This window comes from Streptomyces saintjeani, assembly GCF_055409605.1.
Genome location: NZ_CP189624.1, coordinates 6901938 through 6925222, shown reverse-complemented (window position 1 = coordinate 6925222; position 23285 = coordinate 6901938). Strand labels below are relative to the sequence as shown.

General features: G+C 72.5%; 16 protein-coding genes and 1 pseudogene. 4 read left to right on the top strand and 13 right to left on the bottom strand.

What is annotated here, in order from left to right; translation table 11 throughout:
* Window positions 1-46: 46 nt before the first annotated feature.
* The 6 genes from ACQCO7_RS31595 to eccB all read right to left on the bottom strand — a co-directional run bounded on the left by ACQCO7_RS31595 (window position 47) and on the right by eccB (window position 5502).
* Window positions 47-598 carry a hypothetical protein gene (locus ACQCO7_RS31595; RefSeq protein ID WP_464074983.1) on the bottom strand — a complete coding sequence of 184 codons (552 nt, stop codon included), beginning with the start codon at window positions 596-598 and terminating at the stop codon, window positions 47-49.
* Complete coding sequence (locus ACQCO7_RS31590; RefSeq protein WP_464074982.1) at window positions 576-1850, bottom strand: WXG100 family type VII secretion target; 1275 nt, start codon at window positions 1848-1850, stop codon at window positions 576-578. Before ACQCO7_RS31590 ends, ACQCO7_RS31595 begins: the two co-directional genes overlap by 23 nt.
* The gene (locus ACQCO7_RS31585; RefSeq protein ID WP_464074981.1) at window positions 1850-2146 is read right to left on the bottom strand and encodes a DUF6317 family protein; all 297 of its coding nucleotides are present in this window, start codon (window positions 2144-2146) and stop codon (window positions 1850-1852) included. Before ACQCO7_RS31585 ends, ACQCO7_RS31590 begins: the two co-directional genes overlap by 1 nt.
* Window positions 2146-2580 (bottom strand): SAV_915 family protein, encoded by a 435-nt coding sequence (locus tag ACQCO7_RS31580; protein WP_464074980.1) that lies wholly within the window; start codon window positions 2578-2580, stop codon window positions 2146-2148. Before ACQCO7_RS31580 ends, ACQCO7_RS31585 begins: the two co-directional genes overlap by 1 nt.
* 166 nt (window positions 2581-2746) lie before the next feature.
* Window positions 2747-3979, bottom strand: coding sequence for a type VII secretion-associated serine protease mycosin (gene mycP / locus ACQCO7_RS31575; RefSeq protein WP_464074979.1), 1233 nt, complete (start codon window positions 3977-3979; stop codon window positions 2747-2749).
* A 5-nt stretch (window positions 3980-3984) separates the two neighbouring features.
* Window positions 3985-5502: a type VII secretion protein EccB gene (gene eccB / locus ACQCO7_RS31570; protein WP_464074978.1), complete on the bottom strand. Its 1518-nt coding sequence runs from the start codon at window positions 5500-5502 to the stop codon at window positions 3985-3987.
* A 214-nt stretch (window positions 5503-5716) separates the two neighbouring features.
* Here eccB and eccE point away from each other — a divergent pair, with 214 nt between their 5' ends.
* The 4 genes and pseudogenes from eccE to ACQCO7_RS31550 all read left to right on the top strand — a co-directional run bounded on the left by eccE (window position 5717) and on the right by ACQCO7_RS31550 (window position 12040).
* The gene (gene eccE / locus ACQCO7_RS31565; RefSeq protein ID WP_464074977.1) at window positions 5717-6979 is read left to right on the top strand and encodes a type VII secretion protein EccE; all 1263 of its coding nucleotides are present in this window, start codon (window positions 5717-5719) and stop codon (window positions 6977-6979) included.
* The gene (locus ACQCO7_RS31560; protein ID WP_010358616.1) at window positions 6976-7710 is read left to right on the top strand and encodes a hypothetical protein; all 735 of its coding nucleotides are present in this window, start codon (window positions 6976-6978) and stop codon (window positions 7708-7710) included. Before eccE ends, ACQCO7_RS31560 begins: the two co-directional genes overlap by 4 nt.
* A 622-nt stretch (window positions 7711-8332) precedes the next feature.
* Window positions 8333-8461: pseudogene (locus ACQCO7_RS31555) on the top strand (SCO5717 family growth-regulating ATPase); the annotation flags it as partial.
* Between the two features lie 744 nt (window positions 8462-9205).
* Window positions 9206-12040: a MinD/ParA family ATP-binding protein gene (locus ACQCO7_RS31550; protein ID WP_464077332.1), complete on the top strand. Its 2835-nt coding sequence runs from the start codon at window positions 9206-9208 to the stop codon at window positions 12038-12040.
* Between the two features lie 51 nt (window positions 12041-12091).
* Here ACQCO7_RS31550 and ACQCO7_RS31545 read toward each other — a convergent pair whose 3' ends face one another.
* The 7 genes from ACQCO7_RS31545 to ACQCO7_RS31515 form a co-directional block, all read right to left on the bottom strand.
* Window positions 12092-13045, bottom strand: coding sequence for a bifunctional riboflavin kinase/FAD synthetase (locus tag ACQCO7_RS31545; RefSeq protein ID WP_464074976.1), 954 nt, complete (start codon window positions 13043-13045; stop codon window positions 12092-12094).
* 118 nt (window positions 13046-13163) lie between these two features.
* Window positions 13164-17447, bottom strand: coding sequence for a hypothetical protein (locus tag ACQCO7_RS31540; RefSeq protein WP_464074975.1), 4284 nt, complete (start codon window positions 17445-17447; stop codon window positions 13164-13166).
* Window positions 17448-17693: 246 nt separating this feature from the next.
* Window positions 17694-18599, bottom strand: a complete 906-nt coding sequence (truB, locus tag ACQCO7_RS31535) for a tRNA pseudouridine(55) synthase TruB (protein WP_464074974.1) — start codon at window positions 18597-18599, stop codon at window positions 17694-17696.
* Window positions 18596-19042, bottom strand: a complete 447-nt coding sequence (gene rbfA, locus ACQCO7_RS31530) for a 30S ribosome-binding factor RbfA (RefSeq protein ID WP_010357497.1) — start codon at window positions 19040-19042, stop codon at window positions 18596-18598. The genes truB and rbfA overlap by 4 nt, the downstream gene beginning before the upstream one ends.
* 52 nt (window positions 19043-19094) lie before the next feature.
* A complete protein-coding gene (locus ACQCO7_RS31525; RefSeq protein WP_055719360.1) occupies window positions 19095-19388 on the bottom strand; it encodes a DUF503 domain-containing protein in 294 nt (97 codons plus the stop codon).
* Between the two features lie 236 nt (window positions 19389-19624).
* Window positions 19625-22792 carry a translation initiation factor IF-2 gene (gene infB / locus ACQCO7_RS31520; RefSeq protein ID WP_464074973.1) on the bottom strand — a complete coding sequence of 1056 codons (3168 nt, stop codon included), beginning with the start codon at window positions 22790-22792 and terminating at the stop codon, window positions 19625-19627.
* Window positions 22793-22939: 147 nt separating this feature from the next.
* Complete coding sequence (locus ACQCO7_RS31515) at window positions 22940-23236, bottom strand: YlxR family protein (protein WP_075661089.1); 297 nt, start codon at window positions 23234-23236, stop codon at window positions 22940-22942.
* Between the last annotated feature and the right edge of the window lie 49 nt (window positions 23237-23285).

The following is a 23285-nucleotide window of genomic DNA, read 5'->3' as shown; positions in this document are numbered from 1 at the left end:
TAGTCTTTGCGGTTTTCCCGGCCAACCGAACTTCGTGTTGCCTCAGTTACGAAGTTGTCGAGATGTGGCGTACGGCTTCGGGGGGCCGCTGCGCTTCCACCCAGCGGCGGGCGCCGATCTCGCTCGGGTACTCCCGGACCGTGAGCCACGCCGCGATCCAGCCGTCGTAGTACGCGAAGAACGCCGGTGCGATCGGAGCCGCGAGGATGATGAAGCCGCCTCGGCCCGAGAGGGCGATGCGAGGGGCGCGGCGGTTGTGCTCGCGTTTGGCGGTCCAGGTTTCTTGCGGGGTGGGCGGGGTGAGGAGGGCCTTGCGGTGGTCGCGGCGTTGGTTGGTCCAGCCCCAGCCGAAGGCCACGCAGGCGGCGGCGATCTGGACGCAGTCGCAGACCAGGCGCACGGTCGCCGGCAGCTCGCTGGTGAAACCCAGGTAGAGCGCGACGCCGAAGAAGGAGACCGCTCCCATGGTCAGGAGCTGGCCGAGGGTCGTGCGGGCGCGGGACAGCCAGTAGCGGACACCGCGGTCGTACCAGGTGGTCCCCAGTCTGGGGAGTGCGGGAATCCCGGCGCGGACCTTAAAAGATGCTGGTGACGCCATGCCACACGTCCTTTCCTAGCCTGACGACGTCGTCACCCGTCTCGCTCAGGACATGGCCCGTCCCGGCCAGGCTGCCTTCGACGACCCCGTGGTCGTGGATGTCCTCGCTCCAGTGTTCGTGGAAGGCGTGGTCCAGGACGCTCGTCGAGAGGACCGTGGCTCCCACGCCGATCGCGGCGACCGCGGCGGCGCCTTCGACGGGGGCCGCGAGGACCGCGACCGCGCCGACGGCCAGCCCTCCGAGCGCCACGCCCCCGTCGACGACCGCGGAGTGTTCCCAGGACCAGCCCTTGTCGTGGTCCTCCTTCGCCTCGATGGCGCCGGTGGCGGCTGCGGCTGCTACGTCCAGGACCGGGAGTTCGCGGAGGAACTCGGGGAGTTCGGCGATGCCCCGGCCGAGGCGGAGGGCGTCGGCCGCGTCGCCGAGTTTGAGGTTGAGGACGCGGTCGTAGGGGAGTGCGGTGCTGCCGTGGTCGGCTCGGACCAGGGCTTCTTCCAAGGAATCGACCTTCATTACCGCGTCGCTGTAGGCGGACTTCGCGGGGAAGTCGGCGGGGAGGGAGCGGCCTGCTTTTTGGAATGCCTTGCGTTCTGCGCGGAGGTCTTTTTTCGCCGCGTCCGCGTCCGCCTTGGCCTGGTCGATCTCCTTGGCGGCGTCGCGGCCCCTGGCGCGGGCGTCCTCCGCGTCGTAGGCGTACAGGCCGCGCAGGGAGTCGGCGATGGTGAGCTTGTCGGCGGCGCTCACCGGTTTCATGACCTCGGCGCAGAGCGCGGTGAGCTGGTCCGTAGCCACCAGGCGGGCGTGCTGGGCCGTGTGTTCGATCTCCGCCCGGGCCGTGTCGTACTCCGACAGCGCGGAGAGGGCCTTCTGGTCGGCGGGGGACGGCGGGTTGGACGTCGCCATCTGCAAGGGGGTGCCCTTGGGGTCTGTGGCCACGCCCTGTTTCGTCGCCGTGTGCTGTGCGTTCTGGAGGGCCGTTTCGCAGGACGAGAGCTGCTCGGCGAGGGTTTCGAGGATGCCGCCGACCGCTTCGACGAGGCCGCCGAACGCGCCCGCTGTCAGGGCGTCCTCGGACCAGGCCGCGCGGAATTTCTCCGCCGCCTCGCCCTTCCAGCCGGTGTCCTTGACCAGGGCTTCCACCTGGTCCGTCACCGGGGTGATCGCCGCTTCGAGGGACGGCTTCGCCGATTTGTACGAGGTACCCATCGCCCGCAGGCCGCCGATGTCGCCGCCGATCCAGCTGTCGGACATCAGCCCTCGCCCTTCATGAGGTCCTCGAAGAGGCCGTGTACGTCGATGTCGTGGCGGTGGAAGGAGTCGCGGGCGTACGCGACCTTGTCGCCGTGGTCGTCCATGCGGTCGGCGAAGAGGGTGTGGAGCGCGGAGATGAGGTGGGCGGCCTCGGAGACGGCATGGTCGAGGGCGGGGTCGCCGCCGCTGACGACGGCGGGGGTGACCTGGCCGTGCAGGGCGCGGTAGTTGGTGGCCTCGGTGTGGAGGGTGGAGGCCATGGAGGTGAGGTCGCCGAGGACGACGTCGAAGTCCATCAGCGCACCGCCTGCGCGTACGCCGCGAGGCCGGCCGGGGTCCAGTTGCCGGCGCCGGGCGCGACCGACGGGTCCAGCCGGACCGTCACTCCGTGTTCCCGCATCCCGGTGGCTAGGACGCCGAGGGACGTGGCGACCCAGGGCTGGGCCTCGCCGAGCGCGGCGGCCAGTTTCCGCGGGGTGGTGAACGCCAGGGCCAGCGCGCCGTCGCCGTCCGGGCGGCCGAACAGCTCGTACACGATGTGGGGCACCTCGTCGACGTACCGGGGATGCGCGGGGACGAAGACGGCGGTGTGGTACGGCGGGAGGGGTGGCCGGGGGAGGTCGTAGTCCTGGAAGCACGACCTGCGGGGAGCCGCCGAGGGCTCAGGGGCGTCCGGGGCGTCCGGGGCGTCCAGGTAGTCGAGAAGACGTGACGTGTTCGCTGTCCCCACCACCGTCTCCTTCTGCGTGTGCGGCTGTTACGGCGCACTCACAGTAGCCAGCGAGGGATGGGGCGAATGCGGACATGTCAGGTTCGCAGAGGTGAACACATACCCAGCTCATACGGCGGTTTGGGGACACGCCGGTCAGCGCTTGACCACTCCATGACCGGCCCCCTCACGCCGTCCCCCGCACCCGCTCCCGCCGTCGGCGCGCGTCTCGCAGCGCCACCGCTCCCCCGCTGATCCCGGCGACGAGCACCGCCGCCCCCACGGCGACGTACGTCGCGAGGCGGGCGTCGCGCTCGGGCGGGGTCTCGCCGAGGTGGAACTTCGCCGGGGTCGGCGCCTCGGCCTGCGCGAGCCCCTGGTCGGGGTTGGGGGACTCGATGGGGCGGTCGTCCTCGGTGAGCGCGCGGACCGGGTCGACGACGCCCCAGCCGACGAGGCGGTCGTGGCCGGCGATGGTGCGTTCCGCCGTCTGCTCGATCTGGGCGACGACCTGGCGGGCCGTCCAGTCGGGGTGCTTGGCCTTGACGAGCGCGGCGACGCCCGCGACGTACGGCGCCGAGAAGCTGGTGCCGTTGTCGGAGCAGTGGCCGCCCGCCGGGACCGTGGAGATCATGTCGACGCCGGGGGCGGCGACGCCCACGAAGTCGCCGGACTGGGAGAAGGCGGCGCGTTCGTTGTTGCGGTCGGAGGCGGCGACGGCGAGGACGCCGTCGTAGGAGGCGGGGTACGTCTTCTTGACGTTGCCGCCGGTGCCGTCGTTGCCGGCGGAGGCTACGACCACGACACGCGCGGCCAGAGCGGCCTCGACCGCGCGCCGGAGGTTGTCCGACGGCTTCTTCGCGCCGGTCGTGTCCTGGGAGATGTTGATGACGTCGGCGCCCTTGTCGACGGCGTAGGTGATCGCGGCGGCGAGTGTGTCCGGCGTCCCGTGTCCCTCCGCGTCGTTCTGCTTGAGCGGGATGATCGTCGCCTCGGGGGCGAGGCCGACGAAGCCGGTGCCGTCGACGGGGCGGGCCGCGATGATGCCGGCGACCTTCGTGCCGTGGCCGACGGTGTCGGTGGTGCCGTTGCCGGCGCCCCAGTCGAGGGGTTTGCCGTCGTCGCCCTTCGCGGCGGGCAGGAACGTGTGGCCGTCCTTGGCGTCCACGGCCCCCTTGAGCTGCGGGTTCCTGGTGTCCACGCCGGTGTCGATGACGGCGACCTTGACGCCCTTGCCCTTGGACTGGGACCACAGCTCGTCGAGCATGACGCGCTGGAGGGACCAGGGGCGGCCGGGGTACTTGCCGTTGGGGAAGGAGCACTGCTCGGAGTAGGGGCGGTCGGCGGCGGAGGCGGTGGGGGCGGCGAGGGACATGAGCGCGAGGCCCGCGAGGAGCGCGGCCGGCAACGGCGTACGCATCGGCCTCACGACCCCTGCGGCTGGCGTGCCGCGGCCGTCGAGAGGCGGGGGCCCGTCGGCAGGAACTCCGACCACGCGGCCGGGATCGGCGTCGGGTCGACGCCTGCGTACCCCAGCAGGGTCTGCGCCTGCTTGGCCTCCTGCGCCTGCTGCTTCAGCTTCTCCGGCGTCGTGCCGATCCCGGCGTCGTCGGTGGCGCTGTCGGAGTTGGACTGGAGGACGTAGCGCAGGCCGGTGTCGGTGACGAGGAAGACGGGGCCCGCCTTGGTCTCGGTGCCCTGGAACTGGCGGTAGAGCTGGCCGGAACCCGGGGTGACGTACGCGCTGGAGGAGCCGGTGGCGAGGCTCTCGGGGAAGCCGGTGCCCGCCCAGGTGCTGAGGGTGGTCGCGCCGGTGCCGGCGTCCACGGACCGCAGGACGTTGCACACGGTGCTGCGCGAACCGGCGTCGCCGGAGGGGTCGTTGACGGGCTGGGGCCGCTCGGTGGGCCAGGTGTTCTCGGTACCGAAGGGCTTGCCGGGGACGATGTCGCCGGGGCTCATCGGCTTGGCCTCGCCGGTCTGCCCGAGATCCTTCAACTCCTTGCTGAACAACAGGAGTTGGGCGACGAAAGGCGAGATCGGCGCGACCCTGCCGGGCAGCACGACGTAGTACTGGTCCTTGTCGAGGTCGGCCGCCTTGAGGACCATCCCGACCTTGTTCGTCGCCGCGTCGAGGCCCCCGGGGGCGCCCGCCGGCTCACCGGCTCCGCTGATCGTCGGGAAGGCGATCCCGGTTCCCGTGTGGAGCGTCGCCATCCACTCCTTGGACACCTTCTGCGCCTGCCGCCCGGAGCCGACGACCGCGCGCAGCAGGAGTTCGTCGGACGTGCCGATCGAGTACGCGCGTCCGCTCGCGTCGACGACGTACCGCTGTCCCTCGGGGTCCTGGACGTACAGAAGCTGCCCGCCGGTGAGCCTGCCCGCGCCCTCGGTGGCCTTCATGTCGCGGGACGCGAGGACGAGCGCCGCGCGCTGGATGGACTCGCCGCCCGCGCTGGGCCGTTCGCAGACCGCCCAGCGCTTGGCCTTCTTCGCCTCGTCGCCGCTGGGGAGGCGGTCGGGGGCGTACGGGATGCCGATGGTGACGCCGTGCTTGATCTTGCCGCTGTCGAGGACGGTCTCGGAGACGGTGACGAAGTCCTTCTGTCCGGCGTCGAGGAGCAGCTTCGCCGAGGCCATGTTGAGCACCGGGTGCAGCTGCTTCTGGCCGTCGGTCGTGAGGACGACGTACCGGGTGGTCGACTTGTCGGCCACGATCACCTGCGCGCCGGGGGTGTCCCACCCCTTCGGCGCGGTCGGTTTGAACATGCCCCACGCGCCGAACACGGCCATGACGACGACTCCGGCGATCACCCCGGGAAGCACCCCGCGCAGCGGTTTCGGAGCGCCCTCCTCCGAGCCGGGCGACGACTGCACGAAGGCCGCGAGCATGCGGCGCTTCGCAAAGGTGTAGGCATTGAGCTCGTCACGCCGGGATGCCATCGGTGCCTGTCTCCCCCTAGATCGCACGGAACGCTCCGCCGGGTTCGGCGGCCGTCGACGGACGGCCGGACCGCGATGTCAGAGCGGCCCCCTACTATGCCTGGTATCCGCGGGGACGTGGGGCGCGGGTAGGTTGTCCGGGCAGCGCGGGGCCGCCACAGAGCCCGTGCGGTGCGGGAGAACCGGCGAGTTGTGAGGAGAACGGGGGGATGGAGTGAGGGCTTCCAGGACGCGGGGCCGGGCGCCCGCGGAGGCGAGCGCGCTGCGCCTCAAGTCGCGTTCGGGACACGCAGGGGCATTCCGGTTGCAACGACTGGTCCTGCTGGAGCTGGCCGCCGCCGCGCTGGTCGTCGGCTGGGCGATCGGCCCGGTGGCACTGGCCGCCGCGGGCGTCCTCGCCGTCTGCCTGGTCCTGGTCGCGTTCGTCCGGCGCCGGGGGCGCACGCTGCCCGAGTGGGTGGCCACCGCCTGGGCGCTGCGTACGCGCCAGCGCCGGGCCGCGAGCACGCCGATCCCGGCGGGTACGGAACCGGGTCTCGCCCCGGCCGTCGAGTGCGACCCGACGCTGCGGACGTACACGTACGCGGGCCGCGACCGCCGTCCCGTCGGCATCGTCGGCGACGGCACGTTCGTCACCGCCGTCCTCCAGGTCGAGGCCGACTCCACGGCCCTGCGCGTGGAGCGCGACCGCCACCCCCTGCCGCTGCGCCTGGTGTACGACGCCCTGGAGGTCGACGGCATCCGGCTGGAGTCCGCGCAGGTGGTCCTGCACACGCAGCCCGCGCCCGCGCTGCACCTGCCCCAGCAGTCGGTGGCCATCGCCAACTACGCGCCGCTCCAGGAGCAGACCGGCGCCCCGGCCGTCCGGATCACCTGGATCGCGCTCAAGCTGGACCCCGAGCTGTGCCCCGAGGCGGTCGCCGCGCGCGGGGGCGGGCTGACCGGCGCGCAGAAGTGCGTGGTCCGCGCCGCCGACCAGCTCGCGAGCCGCCTCACCGGCGCCGGGTTCCGTGCGTCCCTCCTCGACGAGGAGGAGCTGACCTCCGCGATCGCCACGTCCGCGCACGCGAACCCGCTGGTGACGGCGGAGGCGGGCCGTACGGAGACGCGCGAGCGGCGTACCGAGGAGTCCGGGCGGGGCTGGCGCTGCGACAACCGCCGCCACACGACGTACTGGGTACGGCGGTGGCCCGTGCTCGGCGGGAGCCGGGCGCCGTCGCTGCCGCAGCTCATCGCCCTCGTGACGGCCGTTCCCGCGCTCGCGACGACCTTCAGCATCGGGCTCACGCGCGGGGAGCGGCAGAGTGTGTCGCTCGCCGGGTACCTGCGGGTCACCGGGCGCAGTGACGCGGAACTCGTCGCCGCGCGGCGGGCGTTGCAGGGGGCCGCACGGCACACCGGGATGGGGCTCGTCCGGCTCGACCGGGAGCAGGTGCCGGGGATGCTCGCCACTATGCCGCTCGGAGGGGTCCGTTGAGCGCGACCGCTGTTTCCGCCGCCCGGGAGTTGCTGCGTACGGGGCTGGGGCTGATCGGGCCCCGGCACGCTCGGCACTCCGTCTCCGTCGAGCAGCTCGACGCGCTGTCGCTGCCGATCGGGGACGACGGGGTCGTCATCGGGGTCGATCCCGAGGGGCGGCCGTCCGTCCTCGGGCTGAATCGGCCCACGCCGTACGACGTGACGCTCATCGGGGGGCTGTGGACCGCCCAGGTCATCGCCCTGCGGGCCGCAGCGACCGGGGCTCGGGTCGCTGTCGAGACGGGGCGGCCCCAGGCGTGGATGCAGATGGTCCACGCGATGGGGGGTGGGCAGAACGGGCTCGCCGTGCACGATGTGGGGCGGGTGCCGCCGCAGGGGACGTCCCCCGGGACGCCGGTGCTTGTCGTGCGGGACTGCGGGATGCAGCCGCCTCGGGGGCGGGTGGCTTCCGGGCCCTGGCAGTCCGTACTGACGCTGCTGCCGTATCTCAGCCCTGTCGCGCCTCGGCTGATCCGGCAGGCCCGGCTTGTGGGGGTGCAGCGGATCTCGCCGGACGAGGCGGGGGAGCTGAGCCGGGCCATGCCGTTGCCGGAGGTCGATCGGGAGGCTCTGCCTACGTTGCCCGATGGGGTGACGTTGTGGTGTGGGGACCGGGATCGGCAGTACGTGATGACGCAGCCTACGGAGGCGGAGATCGGGTTGTTGGGGATGCCTCGGCGGATGGACTGAGGGTGGGGGTGCGGCTCGGGGGCGTGCGGTTCGGGGGTGGTCTCGGTTTCGCACGACCTTCACGCCGGGGACCTCCGGGGAGCATCTCCCGGTATGGGGCGTTTTGTTCGGGGTGGGAGTGTGCCTGCGTGCCGGTTTCGCGTGGTGTGTGACGTGTCCGGTAGATGCTGAGGGGTGGGCGGGCCTGCCGGGGTGGGGCTTGTGGTGATTAGGCTGGTACCGGGCGCGGCGCCGGGACTGTGGACCGGGGGGCGGCGTTCCAGGCCTTGTCGTCACATTCCCGTCGTCCGCCCGGAGGGCGGGCCGGGAGGCGTCTGACGCGTGCAGCTGCAAGGCGGAGGAGGGCGTCGACGCGGAGCGTCGGCAACCGACGACAACGCCGCAGATGCGCGTGGCAGGCGTCTCCCGACAGGCGGGAATGTGACGACAAGGCCTAGGGGGGAACCGGCGGACAGGGGCGGGGCACTGTCCTCGTCCTCGGGCGACCCTTTGCTGATTCCGATCGGATCCCGGCGTCCCGTCGAACCCGGTCGGCTTTCGGCTACTTCGGACGACCAGAGACAACACGAAACGGTCGCCCCTGGTGCGGTAATCAGGGCGTTCGGCCATCTCAGGAGGAACTGTGAGCAGCGATCGGGACGGGACGCGCGGGGGCTGGGCCACGCCCGGCGATGACCAGCCCGACGCGGATTCCGGGGTCGATGTGACGGGCGAGTTCACGATCGACTATGCGCCGCCGGCTTGGTATACGCAGAACGCGGGTGGGGGGAGCGGGGGGTCTGGGGCGGGGGTTCCTGGTGTGCCGGTACCTCCGGTGGGGGGTGCGGTTCCTGGTGTGCCGGGTGAGGGTGCGTACGGGGTTCCGGGAGTGCCGCCTGGTGTTCAGGGAGCTGTGGGGGGTGTTGGTGTGAATCCCGGGCCCGTTGCTCCTCGGTTGCCTGAGGGGGGTGGGTTCGAGCTTCAGCCTCCGGTGGGGGGTGGGAGTGGGGACTTGGACAGTCCGGCGACCATGCGGATTTCTTCGGCCGCGTTGAAGAGGGAGATCGCTGAGCGGGGTGAGGCGGTCGAGGGTGAGGGTGTTGCGCAGGCTGGGTACGCCGTGGGGGTGAACGAGGTTGGTGTGCCGGTGGGTGATGGTCAGGGTGCCGGTGTCGGAGGAGGCGATTTCGAGTCCTCCGCCGGTCGTGAGGGGGCTTCCGGTGTTGGGGGGCAGAGCGTTCAGGGCCACAGCGGGGGGGGCGACACCGAGGCTGGGGGCGTTGGTTCCGAGGTCGCGGCAGTTGGTGAGGGCCGAGGTGCGGGGCCCGGTGTTGACGCCGGGGTTTCCGGTGTCGTGCCCGGTGTTGAGGGTGGGGCCGGGGACGGTGTTGCCGGGGGCGGGGACTCGGGGTTCGGCGGTGCTGAGGCTGGGGCTCCGGGTGTCGTGACTGAGGCCGGTGTTTCAGGTGCCGATGCGGGGGTCTCTGGTGCCGTATCCGGGGCCGGGGCTGACGTCTTGGGTGCCGGGGGTAGTGCGCCCGGTGCCGAGGACGGTGCCGCCGGGGCCGAGGGCGGTATCTCCGGAGCCGGAGCCAATACCCATGTCTCCGGGGCCGAAGCCGGTACCCATGTCTCCGGTGCTGCACCCGGCATCGGTGCGCCAAGCGCCGCACCCAGCGCAGACGTCCCCGGTGCCACACCCGGCGACGGTGCGCCGAGCGCCGCACCCGACGCCAGCGTCCCCGGTACCGCGCCCAGCGCCGGTGACCCGAGTGCCGTACCTGGCACCGACTCCCCCGCTGCCCAGACCGGCGCCCAAGCCGGCGCCCCGAATGCTCAGTCTTCCGGCAACGAACCTCAGTCTCAGGACCCCGGCTCCGCTCCCGACCCGGAGACCCCCTCGCAGGGTGCCGACTCCACCGACCCCCGCGCCAACACCCCCGCGACCGACGCCGCCGACCCCGGTGACGCCGCTGCGAGCACCCGCGCGGAAGACCCCGGTGCCGTCGACACGGACGTACCCGGGACCGCCCCGGAGCCCACCGGTTCCGGCACCCCGGCTCCCGAGGGCGCTCCGGAACCCCCGGACGGTTCCTGGCCGCTTCCGGCTCCCCAGCAGCCGCCCGTACCTCCCCTCCCCCCGCTCCCGCCGTCGTACGAGCCCGCCGCCCCGGCCCCGGCCGCCCAGTGGCCCGCCCAGCCGCAGCCTCCCGCCGACGCGCAGGCTACGCAGGGCACACCCCCGGGCTGGCCCCCGTCCCAACCGGGCTACGGCTTCCCGCAGCCCTCCGCGAACCAGGCCACCCCTCCGGCGGGCCACGGCATCCCCCAGCCCCCGAACACGGCCCCGACCCCCAACACCCAGCCCGGCTACGGCTTCCCGCAGCCCCCTACCGCCCCGGCGACCTCCGCGAACCCGGCGAACCCGGCGAACCCGCAGCAGCCGACACCTCCCGCCCCGCCCGCCGGTCACGGCTTCCCGCAGCCCAACCCCGCCCAGCAGGGCACACCCCCCACCCCGCCTGCGGGATACGGCGTCCCGCAACCGGGCACTCCCGCGAGCGCGGCCCCGACACCCCCGGCCCCGCCCGCCGGCCATGGCTTCCCGCAGCCCGACCCCACCCACCAGGGCACACACCCCACCCCGCCTGCGGGATACGGCTTCCCACAACCCGGCACCCCCGGAAACGCAGCCCCGACGCCCTCGCCCGCCGGCTACGGGTTCCCCCAGCCGAACACGGCCCCGACACTTCCCACCCCGCCCACCGGTCATGGCTTCCCGCAACCGGGCGCCCCCACGAGCGCGGCCCCCACACCCCCGCCCGCCGGTTACGGCTTCCCGCACCCCGGCACCCCCACAAGCGCAACCCCGACACCCCCGACCCCGCCCGCCGGTTACGGGTTCCCCCCGCCGAACACCCCCGCAAGCGCGGCCCCGACACCCCCCACCCCGCCCACCGGTCACGGCTCCCCGCACCCCGCCCAGCAGGACACACCTCCCGCGCCTCCCACCCCGCCCGCCGGCTACGGCTTCCCCCACCCCGGCACCCCCGCCGCTCCCCCACAGCCCCTCCCCCCAGCGCACCCGAACAGCCCCACCCCGCCCCCCGGTTACGGCTTCCCGCAGGCGGACCCCGGTCACCAACCTCCGGTGGGCCCCGCGAACCCGCAGATGCCCCCCGTCGACCCCCGTACCGGCATGGCCTGGCCCCAGCCCGTGCAGCACGATCATCGGGCGCCGGTGAATCCCGGTGCCGCGCCGCTCGGGTACACCGCCGCCGTCGAGCTGTCCTCCGACCGGCTGCTCAACAACAAGAAGCAGAAGGCCAAGAGCAGCAGGCCGGGTGCGGGTGGGTCCCGGTTCAAGCTGGGCGGGAAGAAGGAGGAGGCCGAGCGGCAGCGGAAGCTGGAGCTGATCCGTACGCCCGTGCTGTCGTGTTACCGGATCGCGGTGATCAGCCTCAAGGGCGGCGTCGGCAAGACGACCACGACGACCGCGCTGGGCGCGACCCTCGCCACCGAGCGGCAGGACAAGATCCTCGCGATCGACGCGAACCCGGACGCCGGCACCCTGGGCCGCAGGGTCCGGCGGGAGACCGGGGCGACGATCCGGGACCTCGTGCAGGCGATCCCGTACCTCAACTCGTACATGGACATCCGCCGCTTCACCTCCCAGGCCCCCTCCGGCCTGGAGATCATCGCGAACGACGTCGACCCGGCCGTCTCGACGACGTTCAACGACGAGGACTACCGCCGGGCCATCGACGTACTGGGCAACCAGTACCCGATCATCCTCACGGACTCCGGCACGGGCCTGCTGTACAGCGCCATGCGCGGCGTCCTGGACCTCGCCGATCAGCTGATCATCATCTCGACGCCGTCGGTGGACGGCGCGTCCAGCGCGAGCACCACGCTGGACTGGCTCTCCGCGCACGGGTACGCCGACCTCGTCTCCCGCTCCCTCACGGTCATCTCCGGCGTCCGCGAGACCGGCAAGATGATCAAGGTGGAGGACATCGTCAGCCACTTCGAGACGCGGTGCCGGGGCGTCGTGGTGGTCCCGTTCGACGAGCACCTCTCGGCCGGCGCGGAGGTCGACCTCGACATGATGCGCCCGAAGGTCCGCGAGGCGTACTTCCACCTGGCGTCCCTGGTCGCGGAGGACTTCGTACGCCACCAGCAGTCGCACGGCCTGTGGACGAGCGACGGCAACCCCCCGCCGGTGGTGGCACCCCCGATGCCGGGCCAGCAGATGCCGGGACAAGGAATGCCGGGCCAGTACCCGGGCCAGCCGTACCCCGGCCAGCCTTATCCCCCGCAGCAGGGTTACCCCTACCCGCCCCAGCAGTAGAAGAAGGGCGGCCGGTGTCGAAAGACACCGGCCGCCCCCACCTTCGTACGGCTACTTCTCCTCCGCCGCGGCGATCAGCTCCCGGCACCTCTTCACATCCAGCGCCATCTGCTCCAGCAGCGCCTCCAGCGAGTCGAACTTCGCCTGCCCCCGCACGTACGCGAGGAAGTCGACGGCGACATGCAACCCGTACAGATCCAGCCCCACCCGGTCGATCGCGTACGCCTCGACCGTCCGCGTCGTGCCGTCGAACTGCGGGTTGGTGCCCACGGAGATCGCCGCCGGCATGGCCTCACCGTCGACGTGCAACCACCCCGCGTACACCCCGTCCGCCGGAACGGCCGTGTGCGGCAGCGTCTCCACGTTGGCCGTCGGGAACCCCAACTCCCGTCCCCGCTGGGCCCCGTGGACCACGATGCCCTCGACCCGATGGGGCCGCCCCAGAATCTCGCCCGCCCCCTCGATGTCCCCCTCGGCGACCAGCCGCCGCGTCAGCGTGGACGAGAACGGCTGACCGCCCCCCGCCTCCCCGGCGACGTACAGATCGACGATCTCGACCTCGAAGTCGTACACGGCACCCTGCTCGACGAGGAACTCCACGTTCCCCGCGGCCTTGTGCCCGAACCGGAAGTTGGGGCCCTCGACGACGGCGCGGGCGTGCAGCTTGTCGACGAGGACCTTGACGACGAACTCGGCCGGCGAGAGCTTCGAGAACTCGGTGGTGAACGGCAGCACCAGCACCGCGTCGACCCCGAGCGCGGCCATCAGGTCGGCGCGCCGGTGGTGGGGCGCGAGCAGCGGCGGATGACTCCCCGGCCGCACGACCTCACTGGGATGCGGATCGAACGTGACGACCACGGCCGGCACGCCCAGCTCCCGCGCCCGCTCCACCGCGTGCCGGACGATCAGCTGGTGGCCGCGGTGGACTCCGTCGTAGGAACCGATGGTGACGACGCTTCGCCCCCAGTCCTGGGGGATGTCCTCCAAGCCACGCCAGCGCTGCACTGTGACCGCTCCTCGAACCCGTGTCTGTACCAACTCATAGAATTACGCAACCCTAAGAGTGCCATGTCCGGCCCCGCCCGCTCTCATCGGCATCAGCGCTGTGACGGGGCGCACGTGGTCACGCGGGGACACCGGCCCCCGCGAGGTTCTCGATCATGCGGCGCGCGCCGGGTCCGACGACGGTCGCCCACTCCTGCGGCTCCTCGCCGATCCACGCGGCGACCCGGGCCGCGAAGCCGGGCACGTGCCGGCCGAGGTCGACGAGCCCCCGGTCGAAACGGGTCGCGCCGTCGGGGGTGCGGACGAGGAGGCGGCCCGCGCGGTGGACGAGGTCGCGGGAGCGGTGGTGGGCGGCGGCGTGCAGGAAGGACGTGAGGACGGCCGGGTCCTGCTCGTGGGTGAGGAGGAACTCGCGGAGTTCCGTCCGCAGGGGTGCGTCGTCCGGCGCCGCGAGGACGCCGGCGAGCGCGGACCTCACCTCCTGCGGGGACGCCGTCAGCAGCGCGGTGACCAGGGGGTGGAGTACGGGTCTGGCGGGCGGGCCCTGTTTCAGGCGGTCGTCCACGTACGCGGCGACCGCCCGCGCCGTCTCCGGTCTGCGCTCCACCGTCTCCCGCACCATGATCGCGATGCGTCGGGCGAGGGGCTGCGTGGTGACCTCGGCCAGCGCGCGCAACGTGGTCGTCGGGTCCGTGTCGGGGCGGCCCAGGCGGGTGCGGAAGGCTTTCAGGACCGGTTCCGTGTGGGTCTTGAGCGCCGGGAGCAAGGCGGTGGGCGGGAGTTGGGGGTCGGCCGCCGTGAAGTGGGCCAGGGTCTGCGGGAGATGGGCCGTACGGATTCTCGGGTCCTGGACGAGGAGGCCCAACGCGCCGCCCTGGAGCGGGACTTCGGTCAGGAGTTCCTCCGCCGCGTACCTCAGGAGGTCGCGGTCCGCGTCCGTCGTCACGTGCGGGGCCGCTCGCAGGCCGTACGACACCGCCGCGACCCTGCGTGCCGGGCGGGTGTCCCTCGCCCATCTGTCGACCGCCCTGCACACGGCCGAGGGTTCGTCCTCCGCGAGTGCGCCGAGCAGTTCGTCCGCCCTGCGGTGGCCGCAGCCGACGAGGACCTCGGTGAGGTCGTCCAGTGCTCTGTGGCGGTACGCGTACAGCAGGGCCTGTGCCGCCGCCGCGACGGTCGCCTGCGGGGCGCCCGGGAGGGGGCGGTCGTCCTCGAACCACAGGGTGAGGTGGGGCTGTACGGTCCCCGCGTCCGCCGCCAGCAGGCTCGCAACCGCGTCCAGGTAGCGGGGAGTTGAGGTCGCCCCCGGGGGCGGGTCCGCTCGCAGGAGGTGGCGCAGGAGGGTGAACAGCGGGGCCGGGGGGAGGTTCAGGGCCGTCCAGAACTCCGGGAGGAACGTCCTGGGGGCGTCCTGTACGGCCGTCCGTGCGACCACGTGGTCCGCCAGCGCGTGCAGGACGTCCAGGTACGGGGTCGCGTCCGGGACCCTGCGGAGGGTCTCCGTGAGGAGGCGGGCGGGCCACCAGGCGTCCGGGGTCTCGTCCAGGGCCTGCGTCAACTTCCGTAGGTGTGCCGCCAGTTCGGCCGGGCCCTGTTGCCTCGCCACGAGCAGCAGGGACTGGACGACCGGGCCGATACGGTGGTGAGGGACCGGGACCATCTGCGTGTCGCGCGGGCGGTGGGCCAGTGATCTCAGCGCCTCCTCCAGGTCCAGGTGCATGCCCTGGATCCAGTCCGCGAGTTCCTCGTGTGCGAAGCGGTAGCCCGTGCCGGCCGGGACGATCAGGCCCTCCGCCAGCACGGCCGAGGCCCAGCCTGTCACTCCACTCAGCCTTTCCGGCGCGTGTCCCCAGGGGAACACGTCCTCGAACGCCGTCCTGTCCAGCTCGCCCTGGCCCGGGCCGAGGCTTCTCCTCGCGGCTTCGTGGACCTGGCCGGAGACCCTTGCGGCCAGCCGCTTCACGGGGGTTCCTCTGAGGTTGTTGGCCGCGGCCAGGCGTACGGCTGTCCGCAGGCACATGAGGTCCAGGTACGCGGCGAAGATGTCCTCCCTCTCCGCGTTGGCCGGGGGCGGGACGTCCGGAAGGGCGGTGCGGATCTCTGAGAGGAGGCGGATGCTGAGGGGGTGGTGTACGGCGTCGGGGGCCAGGGCGAAGGCGGGAACTCCGTAGCGGGCGCGGGCGATTTCGGCCTCCCCCGGCGTGAACTCCCCCAACTCGATGCAGTCCGGCAGGATTTCCTCGCCCCCGCCGCCCCTACCCTCCGCCAAGCTCTTCGAGCAGGGAGGTGCCCCCACATCCCTGGGGGCTGCGCCCTCAGTCCCCCGCTCCGGCCCTGAAGGGGCCTTGTCCTCAAACGCCGGACAGGCTGGGAGGTACCGGCTGGGGGGTGGGGTGGCGGGAACCGGGGAGTCGAGCGCGGTTGGGGCTGTGAACGTGGTCGACGGGCCGGGGGGTACCGGGGTGGGTTGGCGTGTGGGGGTGGCGGCGCGGTCGTCAGGTGCCGGGTGGGGTGCGGGGGCGGCGGTCTCGGATGCCGGGTACGGTCGCTTCGGCTCGACCGGGGTCGGTTGAACAGCTCGGGCCGAGTGGGGGGAACCTGCCGTCAGGTCCCCCGGGTTCACCGCGTCGGCCCCGTGCCCCTTCCGCCTTGTCGAGCCGGTCGGCGGGTGGGGGTTCGGCGTTTCCCTGGTTCTCCCCGTGCCGTGCAGCATCTCCTTCGGGAAGCCGGTGCCCGCCGCCTCCCAGTACTCCGCCCGGCAGGCCACCACCAGGCGGGCGCCGGTCTCGCGGAGCCAGGTCACCGTGCCCTCGGTCCAGGCCGCCAGGCGGTGTGCCAGGACGGGGGGCATTTCCTCGGGGCCGTCCAGGAGGAGGAAGAGCGGGCGGCCGGCGGTGAGGGCTGTGCGGGAGAGGTCCGCCGGGGTGACCGTCTCCGGGTCGGGGGGTGACGTCGGGGCCTGCGAGGTGGTGACGATCCGCGCGGCCCTGCGCAGCGCACGCCCCGCCGCGTCCGCGAGGGACTCGTCCTCGTCCCTCAGGTCCGCTCCCCGCAGCCACAGGGTCGGCGCCGGTTCGGCCGCCCGGTACCGCCGCGCCGCCAACGCCGCGAGTTCCGTCGTACGCCCGCTCCCGGGCGGCCCGACCAACGCGAGCACGGAAGCGGACCCGGCACTGAACGCGGCGAACTCCCGCACGATGAGCCCGCGTTCGACAGGCACCACAACACCGCTCCCCGCACCCTCTCGCCCGCCACCCCGAGCACCCCCATCACTCCCGAACCAACTCCCCGCAGCGTCCCCACCAACAGACCGACGCCGAGCGGCCGTTGCCGAACCACCCTCACCAACGGCCCAGGCAGGCCCAGACACCTCGCCCCCACCAACCCCCCTTGCCCAAGCGGGCCCAGCCACCTCGCCCTCGCCAACACCCGCAGCCCACGCGGCCCCAAGCACCTCACCCTCACCAACACACCCGCGCCGAGCAGCCCTTGCCGAATCACCCTCACCAACACCCATGCCCCCGGCAGACCCAGGAACCTCGTCCCCGCCCGCCTCCGTGGCCCAAGCGGGCCCAGCCACCTCGCCCCCGCCAAACCCGGCCCCTTCAGCCTCACCCCCGTCAACCTCCGCCCCCCGCAAAGGTCCCCCGTCCTCCCCCGGCCACCCCCCGACGTACCCCGCCAGCGCCCCCGGCGGACCATCCGAGCCCACCGACGTCGCCGTCAGTTCCAGCACCCCCGCCAAGTTGAGGTCCACCCCGTACGCCGGGACAGTCGCCGCGTTCCGTAGCAGGAGTTCCGTCAGGGCAGCGCTCTTCGTCGCCGCCCCTCGAAGGGGGACCGCGAAGCCCACGTCCCGGTGGTCGGACTGGAGGGCCGTGCCGAGGATCGCGACGACCGTTCCCGTGGCAGCGTCCAGGACCGGGCCGCCCGCCGCGCCGCCGCCGAGGCGCAGCGCGTCGCGGCCCGTGGTGCCGATCGCGAGTTCCAGGGTGTGGGGCAGGAGGTGGAAGCGGTCGGTGGCCGTGTACGTCGCGGGGGTGGTGGAGAGGACGCGGGCCTCTCGCCAGCAGCCCGCCGCGAGGCGGACGTACGTACCCGCCGGCACCTCACCGCGAGCCGTGACCGGCAAGGGGTCCGTCGCCAGGCCCTCCGTGTGGACCAGGGCCAGGTCCAGCTCCGGGAGTGCGGTCACCGCGTCGGACGTGACGACGCAGGTGCGGTCGCCGGCGCCGTACAGGACGATCCGGGGGAGCCCGTCGACGGCCTCGTGGGCGGTGATCAGCGTGCCCTGGTGGTCCGCGAGGAAGCCGATCCCTCGGGGGCGTCCGGCGAGGTCCCGGATGCGGACGACGACGTCCGGGAGGGTGAGATCCGTACCGTCCCCGGAGGGAACCCCCATCCGCCTGACCTCCCCGCCGCGCGCCTGCCCTTCCTCGACGGTAGGGCGGCGTTGATCGGCGGGACAGATCGCGAGGCGAACGCGCCCCCTCACACTCCCCCGGTTCACTCCGAGCGCCCGCCCGGACGGGTGAACGGACACGCCGGGATGGACAACCCTAGGAGACGGGGGAACCGAGGGGGCTCGTGGAGCGGCGCAGGCACACCCCGTGCGCGCCGCTCCACGGGAAACAGCGAGGAGGCTCCCTCAGCCGAAGACCGCCAGGCTCTTCGCCTTCCCCTTCTCCGACTCCACCAGCGCGAGGAACTGCCCCTCGGGGTCGAACACCGCCACCGCCCCGGCGCCCGCGTACTCGTCGGGCATGTCCAGCCGGACCCCGTTCAGCAGGAGCCGCGCACGCTTCGCGTCGACGTCCCAGCGGCGGAACGCGGCGACGGCGGCGTCCGCGACCGGCATGACCGTCAGCTCCTCCTGGAGCTGGTCGAGGGTGCGGGCGGAGTCCAGCTTGTACGGGCCGACCCGGGTCCGGCGCAGCGCCGTGAGGTGGCCGCCGACACCGAGGTCGGTGCCGAGGTCACGGGCGAGGGCGCGGATGTACGTACCGGAGGAGCAGACGACGGAGACGACGAGGTCGAGGACGGGCGTGCCGTCCTCGGCGACGGCCGCGCGGACGTCGTACACCTGGAAGGAGGAGATCTTCACCGGCCGGGCGGGGATCTCGAAGTCCTCGCCGTCGCGGGCCCGCTTGTAGGAGCGGACGCCGTCGATCTTGATGGCGCTGACCTTGGAGGGGACCTGCATGATGTCGCCGGTGAGCTTGGCGACACCCGCGTCGACCTGTTCGCGCGTCACCGCGGACGCGTCGACGGACGCGGTGATCTCGCCCTCCGCGTCGTCCGTGACCGTGGTCTGGCCGAGCCGGACCGTGCCGAGGTACTCCTTCTCGGTCAGCGCGAGGTGCCCGAGGAGCTTCGTGGCGCGCTCGACGCCGAGGACGAGGACACCCGTGGCCATCGGATCGAGCGTGCCGGCGTGGCCGACGCGGCGGGTGCGGGCGATGCCGCGCATCTTGGCGACCACGTCGTGGGACGTGAAGCCCGACGGCTTGTCGACGATGACGAGGCCGTCGGGCGGGATGGGCTTGCTGGTCATTCGGCGCTGTCGTCCGTCTCGTCGCCGGGCTTCTTGTACGGGTCGGCGCCGCCCGCGTAGTCCGCGCCGGCGGATGCCTCGCGGACCTTCTCGTCGGACTGGCGCGCCTTGTCGAGGAGGTCCTCGATGGTGCGGGCGTTGTCGGGGAGGGCGTCCGCGACGAAGGTCAGGGTCGGCGTGAACTTCACGCCGGCCGCGCGGCCCACCTCGGAGCGCAGGATGCCCTTGGCGCTCTCCAGGCCGGCCGCGGCCTCGGCCCGCTCCTCGTCACCGCCGTACACCGTGTAGAAGACGGTCGCCTCCCGCAGATCGCCGGTGACCCGGGCGTCCGTGATGGTGACGTGCGTACCGAGCCTGGGGTCCTTGACCCCTCTCTGGAGCTTCTTGGCCACCACTTCTCGGATGAGGTCCGCCAGCCTCTTGGCGCGCGCGTTGTCGGCCACTGGTCCGTCTCCTTCGTCACTACTAACTTGCGGCTTGCTTTTCAGACCGGTCTCAGTCTTCGTCGCCGTGGAGCCTGCGTCGAACCGAGAGCAGCTCCACCTCCGGCCGCGCGGCGACGAGGCGCTCGCAGCGGTCGAGTACATCGGTCAGGTGTTCCGTGTCGCCCGAGACCACCGCGAGCCCGATCTCGGCCCTGCGGTGGAGGTCCTGGTTGCCCGTCTCGGCCACGCTCACCGCGTACTTGCGCTGGAGCTCGGCCACGATCGGACGGACGACGGAACGCTTCTCCTTCAGCGAATGGACATCGCCGAGGAGGAGGTCGAAGGACAGAGTCCCCACGTACATGTGTGTTCCGGATGTCCCGCCGGCACGGGGTACGGGCGCCACGCTTCGGCACCGATACGGGAACCGTACACGCAAGGACCGAGGCCGCTCGACGGATATTCCAGTACCCCAAAAACGCCGGACGAGCATTTTCAGCCCGTCCGGCGATTGAGGACAAGGCCCGTTCAGGGCCCGGTGACGGGGCACCGGCCGGGGGCACATCGCACCCCCGGCCGACGCGAACCGTCGGTCAAGAACTACGCGCGCGGCTTCTCGCGCATCTCGTACGTCGCGATGACGTCGTCGATCTTGATGTCGTTGAAGTTGCCGAGGTTGATACCGCCCTCGAACCCTTCGCGGATCTCGGTGACGTCGTCCTTGAAGCGCCGCAGACCCTCGATGTTGAGGTTCTCCGCGATGACCTTGCCGTCTCGCAGGAGGCGGGCCTTCGTGTTGCGCTTGACCTCGCCCGAGCGGACGAGGACACCGGCGAGGTTGCCCAGCTTGGACGAGCGGAAGACCTCGCGGATCTCCGCCGTACCGAGCTCGACCTCTTCGTACTCCGGCTTCAGCATGCCCTTCAGGGCCGCCTCGATCTCCTCGATCGCCTGGTAGATGACCGAGTAGTACCGGACGTCGACACCCTCGCGCTCGGCCATCTGCGCCGCGCGGCCGGCCGCACGGACGTTGAAGCCGATGACGATGGCGTCCGAGCCCATGGCCAGGTCGATGTCGGACTCCGTGACCGCACCGACGCCGCGGTGCAGGACCCGGATGTCGACCTCTTCGCCGACGTCGAGCTGGAGCAGGGAGGACTCCAGGGCCTCGACGGAACCAGAAGCGTCACCCTTGATGATGAGGTTGAGCTGCTGGATCTCGCCGGCCTTGAGCACCTTGTCCAGGTCTTCGAGGGAGACCCGGCGGACACGCTTGGCGAACGCCGCGTTGCGCTCACGGGCCGCGCGCTTCTCGGCGATCTGGCGGGCGGTGCGGTCCTCGTCGACGACGAGGAAGTTGTCGCCCGCGCCCGGGACGTTGGTCAGGCCGAGGACCTGGACCGGCGTCGACGGACCCGCTTCGGTGACGTTGTTGCCGTTGTCGTCGAGCATCGCCCGGACCCGGCCGTACGCGTCGCCGACGACCATCGTGTCGCCGACCCGCAGCGTGCCTCGCTGGACGAGGACCGTGGAGACGGCACCGCGACCGCGGTCGAGGCGGGACTCGATGGAAATACCCTGCGCGTCCTGGTTCGGGTTGGCCCGCAGGTCGAGCGAGGCGTCGGCGGTGAGGACGACGGCCTCCAGCAGGGAGTCGATGTGCAGACCCTGCTTGGCGGAGATGTCGACGAACATGGTGTCGCCGCCGTACTCCTCGGCCACCAGACCGTACTCGGTGAGCTGACCGCGCACCTTGGTCGGGTCGGCGCCCTCGACGTCGATCTTGTTGACCGCGACGACGATCGGGACGTCGGCCGCCTTGGCGTGGTTGAGCGCCTCGACCGTCTGCGGCATGACGCCGTCGTTGGCCGCGACGACCAGGATCGCGATGTCCGTCGACCGGGCACCACGGGCACGCATGGCGGTGAACGCCTCGTGACCCGGGGTGTCGATGAAGGTGATCGCGCGGTCCTCGCCGTTGACCTCGGTCGCGACCTGGTAGGCACCGATGTGCTGGGTGATGCCGCCGGCCTCGCCCGCGATGACGTTCGTCTTGCGGATCGCGTCGAGAAGACGCGTCTTGCCGTGGTCGACGTGACCCATGACGGTGACGACCGGCGGGCGGACGACCAGGTCGTCCTCGTCGCCCTCGTCCTCGCCGAACTCGATGTCGAAGGAACCGAGAAGCTCGCGGTCCTCCTCCTCCGGGCTGACGACCTGGACGCGGTAGTTCATCTCGCCGGCCAGCAGCTCCAGCGTCTCGTCGGAGACGGACTGGGTGGCCGTGACCATCTCGCCGAGGTTCATCATGACCGCGACGAGGGACGCCGGGTTGGCGTTGATCTTCTCCGCGAAGTCGGTGAGCGACGCGCCGCGGGAGAGACGGATCGTCTCGCCGTTGCCGCGCGGCAGCATCACGCCGCCGACGCTCGGGGCCTGCATGGCCTCGTACTCCTGGCGCCTCTGCCGCTTCGACTTGCGACCGCGACGCGCGGGACCGCCGGGACGGCCGAAGGCGCCCTGCGTGCCACCACGGCCACCGGGACCGCCGGGACGGCCACCGAAGCCGGGACGGCCACCGCCGCCACCGGGACCACCGGGGCCACCGCCGAAGCCGCCGCCACCGGGACGCGCGCCGAAGCCGCCGCCACCACCGGGACGACCGGCACCGCCGCCGCCACCGCCGGGACGGGCGAAGCCGCCACCGCCGCCGGGACGACCGGCACCGCCGCCGCCACCGGGACGGCCGGGACCGCCACCGGGACCACGGCCACCGGGGCCGCCGCCGGGACGCGGGCCCGCAGCCGGACGCTGCGGCATCATGCCGGGGTTGGGACGCGGACCGCCGGGACGCGGGCCACCGGCACCGGGACCCTGCGGACGCGGCATGCCGCCGGGCGACGGACGGGGACCGCCGGGACCCGCGCCCTGCGGACGGGGGCCGCCCTGCTGGCCGCCGGGGCCCTGCGGACGGGGACCGGCGCCGGGAGCTCCGCCGGGACCGGGACGCGGACCGGCGCCCTGCGGGCGCTGGCCCTGCGGACGGGGGGCGCCCATGCCGGCGTTGCCACCGGACGTGAACGGGTTGTTGCCCGGACGGGGACCGGCCGGACGGCCACCGGGACGCTGACCGGGAGCGCCACCGGGGCGCGGACCGCGGTCACCGGCGGGACGCTGGCCGCGGTCGCCGCGGTCGCCGCGGTCGCCGCCGCGCTCGCCCTGGCCCTGCGGGGCCGGACGGGAAGCGGGCTTGGGAGCCGGACCCGGACGCGGGCCGGCGGAACGGGGTGCCTGCGCGGCAGGCGTCTGCGGGGCCGGAGCCGACGGCGGAGCCGTGAACTCCGGTACGGCGGGGGCCGGACGCGGCGCGGGCTTGGGACCCGGACGCGGACCGGCGGAGGGCGCCTGGGCCGCGGGGGCCGGCGCCGAGGGTGCCTGTGCGGCGGGTGCCTGCGCGGCGGGCGCGGGGGTCACCGGCGCGGCCGGTGCCTCGGGTGCCTGCGCCACGACGGGCTTGGGGGCCGCCGGCTTCGGCGGACCCGGGCGTGCCGACGCCGCCGGAGAGGGCGCGCCGGGCTTGGGGGCCGCCTTGCGCGGGGCGGGCTTGCCGCCGCCCTGCAAGGCGTCCGTCAGCTTGCGGACAACGGGCGCTTCGATGGTCGAAGACGCCGAACGGACGAATTCACCGAGTTCCTGGAGCTTGGCCATGACGACCTTGCTCTCCACCCCGAACTCCTTGGCGAGTTCGTATACCCGGACCTTAGCCACTTCGCTCCTTTGAGGTCCGGGTTCAGTCCGGACCGTCGCTACTTCATGGGCGTACTCATCGCGTGCTCATCGAGTGCTCATCGCAATCTCGACCTACTTCCAACTCGCGGTGTACCTGGCCACGCGGACGGTCCGCGCGCCACTTCCTTACGGTGTCGCCTCATCGACGACGATCGCCTGCTCGACGTACTGGCGCAACGCCTTTGTGTCGAGCGCTCCCGGGGCTCGCAAGGCCCGTGTGAACGCCCGTCGGCGTACCGCCTGGTCGAGACAGACGGGGACGGGGTGCAGATACGCGCCCCGGCCGGGCAGCGTACCGCGAGGGTCGGGGACGCATTCGCCCCCGTCCGCCACGATGCGCAGCAGGTGTGTCTTGGCCGATCGCTCCCGGCACCCCACACAGGTGCGTTCAGGGCATGATCGGGCGTGCGTCCGGCCAGACACTGTTAAGTCTACCTCCCCGCGGCGGCCTCACCCCTTTGGGTCAGGGGTC

Coding starts and splice junctions, on each gene's coding strand:
- ACQCO7_RS31525 (WP_055719360.1), bottom strand. CDS start 19,388: ATGTACGTGGGGACTCTGTCCTTCGACCTCCTCCTCGGCGATGTCCAT.
- truB (WP_464074974.1), bottom strand. CDS start 18,599: ATGACCAGCAAGCCCATCCCGCCCGACGGCCTCGTCATCGTCGACAAG.
- mycP (WP_464074979.1), bottom strand. CDS start 3,979: ATGCGTACGCCGTTGCCGGCCGCGCTCCTCGCGGGCCTCGCGCTCATG.
- ACQCO7_RS31590 (WP_464074982.1), bottom strand. CDS start 1,850: ATGTCCGACAGCTGGATCGGCGGCGACATCGGCGGCCTGCGGGCGATG.
- ACQCO7_RS31595 (WP_464074983.1), bottom strand. CDS start 598: ATGGCGTCACCAGCATCTTTTAAGGTCCGCGCCGGGATTCCCGCACTC.
- ACQCO7_RS31540 (WP_464074975.1), bottom strand. CDS start 17,447: ATGGGGGTTCCCTCCGGGGACGGTACGGATCTCACCCTCCCGGACGTC.
- eccB (WP_464074978.1), bottom strand. CDS start 5,502: ATGGCATCCCGGCGTGACGAGCTCAATGCCTACACCTTTGCGAAGCGC.
- ACQCO7_RS31585 (WP_464074981.1), bottom strand. CDS start 2,146: ATGGACTTCGACGTCGTCCTCGGCGACCTCACCTCCATGGCCTCCACC.